Raw genomic sequence first — 6269 nt, 5'->3', positions numbered from 1 at the left:
CATCACCCTGAACAACGACGGCGACCTGCGGCAGACGCTGGAAGCGTTCTCGCAGATTTTGCATAAAAACGCGGCGATCCGCTGACGCTGCACCGCCCACAGAGACGTTGTCCTGGTTCTCAGCGGAAATTTCCGCCTGGGTCAGACGCTATTCTACGGTCAATTCGTGCTTAAGAACGCATCCGGCCACCGCCCGCTGCGGGCACAGCAGAAGATTTCAGGGAACATAGGTTAAGTGACAAAGCCGGGATTTTAAGATATAGATCTCAGCTCCCAGGGGGAGCCAGGCAGCTGGCTGAGAGATCGCAGGCGTACGCAGCGCGATGACCCTTATTACCTGATCCGGATAATGCCGGCGAAGGGATGGCGCAGCCTGGCTAACTCTCGCCGGTAGTCCGTTACCCAAGGACTACCTGATGACCCAACGTTTTACCGAACAACTCCGTGAACTGAGCCAGCCCACCTGGTCGCAGGCGGTACAGCACCGCTTTGTCCGCGAACTCTACCAGGGCGAAGTAGCCGATACGGTCATGGCCACCTATCTGATCCAGGATTACCGCTTTCTGGACAGCTTCCTCACCCTGATCGGCTCCGCCATCGCCAGCGCCGACAGCACCCTTGCACGACTGCGCTTTGGCCGCTTCGCCGGCATGGTCTCCTCCGACGAAAACACTTATTTCCTGCGGGGATTCGACGCGCTGGGCATCAGCGAACAGCGGCGTACCAGCTTGCCGGACAGCGCCCCCACCGCCGGTTTTAAAGCCATCATGCTGGAAGCCGCCGCTACCCGCTCCTACGCCGCGATCCTCTCCGTGCTCAACGTCGCCGAATGGCTCTACCGCGACTGGGCCACCCGCGCCCCGCGCCCGCTGCCGGAAAACTTCCTCTACGCCGAATGGGTCACGCTGCACGACAATCCCGACTTCAACGCCTTCGTCGACTTCCTGCGCGAAGAGCTGGACCGGGTCGGCCCCGCCGAACGCGATCGCTGCGAAGATTTCTTCCTGCGCGCCGTCACCCTGGAAAAAGCCTTCTTCGATGCGGCCTACGACTAAGCATTGAGTATGGCTGCACCCCGCTTGCCGCGCTAAGTAAGATCAACCATAAGCGTAACCTGTATAGCAATAAGCGTAACATTGCAGGTGTAACACTAAAAAGTTCGCTAGTTTAATAACGACTTCTTACTCTGACTCTCAATGGATGGTGTGCGTAATGAAACAAGAACTGCTGATTATTCAACCGCTGATGCCGGTGCTGAGCGAAGCGCTGCACCGTGACTATCTGTGCCACCGCCTGTATGAACAGCCGGATGCGGCCGCCTGGCTGCGGCAGCACGGGCAGAGCATTCGTGCCGTGGCCACCCGTGGCGACGTCGGCCTGGCCCCGGAGGTGATGGCCGCGCTGCCGGCGCTGGAGATTATCTCGGTGTTTGGCGTCGGGACCGATGCCATCGACCTGGCCGCCGCCCGCGATCGCAATATCACCGTGACCGTCACCTCGGACATTCTTACCGATGACGTGGCCGACCTGGCGCTGGCGCTGATGCTCAGCGTCTCGCGGCAGATCGTGGCGCAGGACGCCTTCCTGCGCGCCGGCGAGTGGCCGCAGCGCCCGCCGGTGCTGGCCAGCAAATTGAGCGGTAAGCGCGTGGGTATCCTCGGCCTTGGCAGGATTGGTGCGGCCATTGCCCGCCGCTGTGCCGCCTTCGATATGCAGGTCGGCTACGTTAACAGCCGTCAGAGCGACCAGCCGGGCTGGCAGCGCTTCGGCGATCTGCATCAGCTGGCGCAGTTCAGCGACGTGCTGGTGCTGGCGGTGCCGGGCGACGCGCGCAACTATAAGGTGGTGGACAGCGAAATCCTTAGCGCGCTGGGCGAAAAGGGCATTCTGATTAACGTGGCGCGCGGCGCGGTGGTCAATGAAGATGACCTGATCGACGCCCTGCAGAATCGCACCATTCTCGGCGCGGGGCTGGACGTCTACGACAATGAACCGGCCATCGATCCGCGTTTTGCCGCGCTGGAAAATACCGTACTGACCCCGCATATCGCCAGCGCCACCGGCGAGACCCGCCAGGCGATGGCCGATAACGTTGCCGGTAATCTGGCGGCCTGGTTCGCGCGCGGTGAAGCGCTGACGCCGGTGGGCTGAGAATCAGCGTCATCGTGACCAAACGTTAACCTTTACAGGGCCCTGGTGGGCCCTGTTTCGTTGGCTTTACTCAACCTGAAGACTTCCTGGTTGATGAAGTGTGCGGCTTGAAGGAGGGTTGATGAAGAAGGTTAACAGGGCAAACGTAAAAAGTGCGGCCACGCCGCACTTATCTGATGATGTTATAGCAGTAGCACTGGTGGTCTCAGTGGCAATCGCTAGCGAACGCGCGGCGCCTTAGTAGCGCCCGTCAATCACCTCAACGCCTTTCGCCTGCAGCGCCACATCGATCCAGCTGCGCTCCAGCTCGCCGGTTTTGGCCAGCTCGAAGTTGCGTTCGTCGACGATCAGGTAGGCCTGCGCCGCCTCCAGAATGCGTGCCGCGTCGCCGTGCGGGATCACGATCACCCCGTCATGGTCGCCAAGGATAATATCGCCCGGCGACACGTGGATATTGCCGCAGGCGATCGGCACGTTGATCTCCCCCGGACCATCCTTAAACGGGCCGCCCGGCGTCACGGCGGCGGCATACAGGTGATAATCCATTTTACCGATCCCTTCGATATCGCGGATCGCGCCGTCCAGCACCAGCCCCTCAATCCCGCGCTGGCGGGCAAAGGTGGTCATCACTTCGCCCATCAGCGCCTGGCTGGTATCGCCTTCGTTGTTCACCACGATCACGTCACCCGGCCCGGCCAGGTCCATCGCTTTATGCAGCATCAGATTGTCGCCGGAGCGGGCTTTAACGGTAAACGCCAGCCCGCACATCACCGGGTTACGCGGCGCGCTCATCAGGTTAATCTTCTGCGACAGGGCGGGCAGGCGGCTCATACAGTCGGCCACCACCGCAGCCGGCAGCTGGCGGAAGGCCTCAACATACGCGGCAGCGCTGAGGTCGCGCTGTAAGAAAATTCGGTTTCCTACGCTCATAACGGATTCCTTAATATGAATTCAGGGTGGCGACGGCGGCGGCGATCTGTGCCGCGCCGGCCTGGAGTGTGGCGAGATCGGTGGCAATCGACAGGCGGAAGTAGGGCGACAGACCGTAGGCAGAACCGGCCACCACCGCCACGCCTGCGCTCTCCAGCAGCCACAGCACTACCTCCGTGTCGTTTTTCAGCACCTGGCCGCCGGCGGTGGTTTTGCCCAGCAGCCCGGCGCAGTTAACGTAGAGGTAGAAGGCGCCGTCCGGCAGCTGGCAGTGCAGGCCGGGAATGGCGTTCAGGGCGGCGGCCATCGCGTCGCGGCGCTGGCGGTAAATTTCGCGGCTGTGGCTGATAAATTCCGTGCCGCTGTTCAGCGCCGCCAGCGCAGCGGCCTGACTTACGGAGCTGGCGTTGCTGGTGGACTGCGACTGCAGCGTGCCCATCGCGGCGATCAGCGCCTTCGGTCCGGCGGCATAGCCGATGCGCCAGCCGGTCATGGCATAGGTTTTCGACACGCCGTTGACCACCAGCGTGCGATCCGCCAGGCGTGGCTCCACCTCCAGCAGATGTACATTCTCTGAGCCGTCGTAGCGGATATGCTCGTAGATATCGTCGGTCATAATTGCCAGGTGCGGATAGTCGAGCAGCACGTCGGCCAGCGCACGGAGTTCGGCGCGGCTGTAGGTCGCCCCGGTCGGGTTAGACGGCGAATTAAGCAGCAGCCAGCGGCAGCGGCTGGTGATTGACGCGCGCAGTTGTTCCGGCGTCAGCTTAAAGTTTGCCGCTTCCTGGCAGGTGATAATCAGCGGGCGGCCGTCGCAGGCCAGTACCATATCCGGGTAGGAGACCCAGTAAGGGGCCGGGATCAGCACTTCGTCGCCGGTTTCCAGCGTGGCGGCAAAGGCGTTGAAAATGGCGCTTTTAGCGCCGTTGGTGACGATAATATCGTCGGCGGCGACGGTCAGGTTGTTTTCACGGGCGAATTTGGCGGCAATCGCCGCCCGCAGCGCCGGGGTGCCGTTATTCTGCGTGTAGCGGGTTTCACCACGGTTAATCGCCTCGCAGGCGGCCTGGCAGATCGCCGGTGGCGTGTCAAAATCCGGCTCGCCGACCACCAGATTGATAATCGATTTGCCTTCACGCTTCAGCGCGTTGGCGCGATCGGACGCGGTGCTGCTCGGTGACGGTTTAATGCGCGTGACGCGGCTGGCAATACGGATAGCACTCATGATGACTCCAGTCTGTTCCGGGATAGCACCACGTTACGAATTCAGACGGTCGGCGGGTAACAGGGAATCGTTCTGATTCAAGAGCAAAAGCTTATGGATGGGGCACCGTCATAAGCAAACTGACCTGCATTGGTGCAGGCGCGGCCAGTGAGCAACTGGCTGATTTATAGGGCCATCCTGATATAACACGATCTATCTCACTGTTTTGCATATTAACTTTTTTAACATCGCACTTTGTGGGGTGGGTAACAATCAGCCTGGCCTGACTCTTGCTACACTCCCGTTCACTTTTCCGTAACATATTGAACGTGAAACAGGGGTGTAACGATGAATCTCAGGCGGCTTAAGTATTTTATCAAAATTGTCGACGTGGGCAGTTTGACTCAGGCGGCTGATATTCTGCACATCGCCCAGCCGGCCCTCAGCCAGCAGCTGGCTTCACTGGAGGGGGAGGTAGGTCAGCAGCTGTTGATCCGCACCAAGCGCGGCGTCACCCCCACCGAAGCCGGCAATATCCTCTACGCCCATGCTCAGGCGATCCTGCGTCAGTGTGAACAGGCGCAAAGTGCGATCGACGGTGCGGGTCAGGCATTGAGCGGGCAGGTTTCCGTGGGCCTGGCCCCCGGCACCGCCGCTTCGCTGCTGGCGCTGCCGCTGATGGAGGAGGTGCGTCGCCAGCACCCCGGCATCCTGCTCTACTTTAATGAGAGCTTCGGTACCACCCTCAGCGAGCTGATTATGAGCGGGCGCATGGATATGGCGGTGCTTTACGGCAACCGGCAGGTCCATGGGCTGGCCTTTATCCCGCTGATGAAAGAGGATTTGTGGCTGGTGACGCCGCCGTCCGAGGCCCGCTTCGGTAAAACCGTTACCCTCGAACAGATCGCCCATCTTGATCTGTTCCTGCCGCGCATCTACAACATTATGCGTAAGCTGGTCGATGAAGCTTTTGTGCAGAAGAATCTTGCTTACAAAGTGACGTGCGAAATCGAGTCGGCCACCACGCTGGCCCAGGCGCTGGCCAGTAATCTGGGTTCCACCATTCTGCCGGAGTCCATCGCCCGTCAGATGCTGAAGCAGGCACCGCTGCTGCGCATGAGCAAGATCGTCGAACCTATTCAGGCGCCGCTCTCTTTCTGCACCTCCGATCATCTGCCGCTGTCGCAGCCGGCCGAAGCGGTGAAGAAAATCCTGCTGTCGCTGATGGCCGAACGCACCCAGGACAACCGACCGCTGACCCTGGTCAGCTAAGCATCCTCCACCAGCAACAAAGCAGCACTCAGGCAGCACTCAGGCGTACCCTGAGTCGCTGCCTTTTGTCGCTTCAGGTTCGGGTGCACGCCTAATCGGAGAGTAGCTTTGGGACCGCTGGTCGCTTCAGGTTCCGGTGCCCGGCTAATCGGGGTTTATCCGGAACGCGGACACGCCAGTAACGTCCCTGGGCTCTGCCGGGCACCTCCCTGTGCCCGAAGGTCCGCTTATCCGGATAAACCCCGATTGCCTGCTATTTTCTGCGTCGCTGTTTTAAAACCAAACCAAACCAAACCAAACAGCCACTCCTGTTTAGCTGCCAGCGATCCTGACGAAAAGTGATGCCCTTAACAGCAACGCAGTAGCTGGCAGGGAGGCCGCGGGCGAAAAGGTTAGCCGGGCGTGCGGCGCAGGGAGCGCCGCCCGAGCTTACAGGGACGTACTTGCAGCGTCCCGGCGTTCTTTTCGCCTGCGGCCGAACCCGACACCAGAACAGGAAGCTACGCCTTTAAGACAGCAACGTAATAGCTGACAGGGAGGACGCGGGCGAAAAGGTTAGCCGGGCGTGCGGCGCAGGGAGCGCCGCACGAGCTTACATGGATGTACTTGCAGCGTCCCGGCGTTCTTTCGCCCGCGGCCGAACCCACCACCAGAGCAGGAAGCCACGCCTTTAAAACAGCAACGCAACAACTGAACCCACCACCAGAGCAGA

Annotated in this window: 5 protein-coding genes and 1 riboswitch; of the genes, 3 read left to right on the top strand and 2 right to left on the bottom strand. The window is 60.6% G+C overall.

Translation table 11 applies throughout. The features are described from left to right. Window positions 1-266: 266 nt before the first annotated feature. A riboswitch (TPP riboswitch) is annotated at window positions 267-381 on the top strand. Between the two features lie 35 nt (window positions 382-416). Further along, window positions 417-1055, top strand: a complete 639-nt coding sequence (locus NV64_RS09720) for a TenA family protein (protein ID WP_101505823.1) — start codon at window positions 417-419, stop codon at window positions 1053-1055. 157 nt (window positions 1056-1212) lie between these two features. Further along, window positions 1213-2151, top strand: a complete 939-nt coding sequence (locus tag NV64_RS09715; protein WP_233208959.1) for a 2-hydroxyacid dehydrogenase — start codon at window positions 1213-1215, stop codon at window positions 2149-2151. Between the two features lie 237 nt (window positions 2152-2388). Here the strand turns inward: NV64_RS09715 and NV64_RS09710 are convergent, their stop codons facing one another. Then, the gene (locus NV64_RS09710) at window positions 2389-3081 is read right to left on the bottom strand and encodes an RraA family protein (protein ID WP_056236486.1); all 693 of its coding nucleotides are present in this window, start codon (window positions 3079-3081) and stop codon (window positions 2389-2391) included. 10 nt (window positions 3082-3091) lie between these two features. Continuing rightward, window positions 3092-4306 (bottom strand): aspartate transaminase, encoded by a 1215-nt coding sequence (locus NV64_RS09705; RefSeq protein WP_101505822.1) that lies wholly within the window; start codon window positions 4304-4306, stop codon window positions 3092-3094. Window positions 4307-4633: 327 nt separating this feature from the next. On the opposite strand from NV64_RS09705, the gene nac reads away from it, so the two are divergent. Further along, window positions 4634-5557, top strand: a complete 924-nt coding sequence (gene nac, locus NV64_RS09700; RefSeq protein ID WP_056236482.1) for a nitrogen assimilation transcriptional regulator NAC — start codon at window positions 4634-4636, stop codon at window positions 5555-5557. Window positions 5558-6269 lie beyond the last annotated feature (712 nt).

It is taken from the genome of Erwinia sp. B116 (assembly GCF_002865965.1).
Taxonomy (GTDB): Bacteria; Pseudomonadota; Gammaproteobacteria; order Enterobacterales; family Enterobacteriaceae; genus Erwinia.
This window is presented reverse-complemented; position numbering and strand designations above follow the sequence as displayed.

Excerpts from the sequence above, each read along its gene's own strand:
- NV64_RS09710 (WP_056236486.1), bottom strand. The coding sequence starts at position 3,081 with ATGAGCGTAGGAAACCGAATTTTCTTACAGCGCGACCTCAGCGCTGCC.
- nac (WP_056236482.1), top strand. The coding sequence starts at position 4,634 with ATGAATCTCAGGCGGCTTAAGTATTTTATCAAAATTGTCGACGTGGGC.
- NV64_RS09720 (WP_101505823.1), top strand. The coding sequence starts at position 417 with ATGACCCAACGTTTTACCGAACAACTCCGTGAACTGAGCCAGCCCACC.
- NV64_RS09705 (WP_101505822.1), bottom strand. The coding sequence starts at position 4,306 with ATGAGTGCTATCCGTATTGCCAGCCGCGTCACGCGCATTAAACCGTCA.
- NV64_RS09715 (WP_233208959.1), top strand. The coding sequence starts at position 1,213 with ATGAAACAAGAACTGCTGATTATTCAACCGCTGATGCCGGTGCTGAGC.